The 1,704-nt window shown below is 34.8% G+C and carries 1 protein-coding gene; it reads left to right on the forward strand.

Annotation, left to right across the window (positions count from 1 at the left end; genetic code table 11):
* Nucleotides 1-102 precede the first annotated feature (102 nt).
* Entirely contained in the window at nt 103-1,554 is a 1,452-nt protein-coding gene (locus B7E07_RS00010) for an IS1182 family transposase (protein WP_080843532.1), read from the forward strand.
* The last annotated feature ends 150 nt before the right edge of the window (nt 1,555-1,704 follow it).

Genomic DNA, 1,704 nt, shown 5'->3' on the forward strand with positions numbered 1-1,704 from the left:
GAGGGCACTGAAAAAGTCCATTTAAGTCAGTGAAACATTTACTGTTTCACTGGCTTTTTGTTTTATAATAGAGGTATTAACTTATCGCAGGTGGTATATAAAATGATCTCCAACCAACAATCCCTTAGTTTCAGCCCCTATTTACAGATATACGATCTTGTTGTTCCACAAGATAATATGCTTCGTCAAATCAATGATCTTGTGGACTTCAGCTTTATTCTAGAAGAGTTAGAATCAAAGTACTGTCTAGATAACGGTCGTAATGCCGTTCACCCGATCCGTATGTTCAAATATCTCTTGCTTAAATCCATTTTTAATTTATCAGATGTAGATGTGGTCGAACGATCAAAGTATGATATGTCCTTTAAATACTTCCTTGAAATGGCGCCAGAAGATCCTGTTATTGACCCCAGTTCCCTAACGAAGTTTCGTAGGCTTCGTCTAAAAGATGTGGATTTATTAGATATGCTTATAAATAAAAGTGTTGAAATCGCATTAGAGAAAGACATCATTAAAAGTAAAACGATTATTGTTGACTCAACTCACACAAAATCCCGTTATAATCAAAAGTCCGTTAAAGAATTTTTACAGGAAAAATCAAAGAATGTACGTCGGTCTGTCTACCAAATCGATGAATCGATGAAAGAGAATTTACCGGCCAAAACAACAACGAATAGTGTTGAAGATGAATTACAGTACTGCGAAGATCTTATTACCGCCATCGAATCAGAGCCAAGAATTTCAGAATTACCTGCGGTGAAAGAAAAGTTAAATGTATTAAAAGAAGTCGTTGAGGATTGTACAGAACAGTTGAGTTTTTCCATGGATCCAGATGCCAAAGTAGGACATAAATCGGCAGACTCCTCTTTTTTTGGATACAAAACACATTTGGCAATGGCTAACGAACGGATTATTACGGCAGCGGTGATCACAACTGGAGAGAAAAGTGATGGAAAATATCTTCAAGAATTAGTTGAAAAAAGCATCAAAACAGGAATGGAAATTAAAACGGTTATTGGAGATACGGCCTATTCTGAGAAAGAAAATATTCGTTATATAAAAGAAGAAAATTTGGAACTTGTTTCAAAATTGCATCCACATGTAACGCATGGTACGCGAAAAAAAGAGGACGAATTCACGTTTAATAAAGATGCAGGAATATATGTGTGTAAGGCTGGCCATTTGGCGATCCAAAAGAAATTTGAAGAAAGAAAAGGTCAAGATCGAAATCCAAGAATTAAATATTTATTTGATACGAATAAATGCAACACTTGTCCCTTACAAGAGGGCTGTTATAAAAAAGGAGCGAAAACAAAATCCTATTCTGTCACAATAAAATCGACAGAGCATAAAGATCAGGAAGCATTTCAAAAGACGGTTAAATTTAAAGAGCTATCTCGAAATCGATATAAGATTGAGGCTAAGAATAGCGAATTAAAACATGCACACGAGTATGAAACAGCGAAATCCTCGGGTTTATTTGGCATGCAAATTCAAGGGGCAACCACCATATTTGCGGTAAATATAAAACGAATTCTAAAGTTAATAAAGTAAGAAAATGGACAACATAGTCCAAAATTAAGGGATTCAGACAAAAATAAAGCCAATTTCTTTCTAATAATAGACAGAAATTGGCTTTTTTATCTTTATAAGATTTTACCAGGTTAAAGAAAAACGAAAAACCTTAAGAAAATCAGTGCCCTC

The organism is Cytobacillus gottheilii (assembly GCF_900166665.1).
GTDB lineage: Bacteria > Bacillota > Bacilli > Bacillales > Cytobacillaceae > Cytobacillus > Cytobacillus gottheilii_A.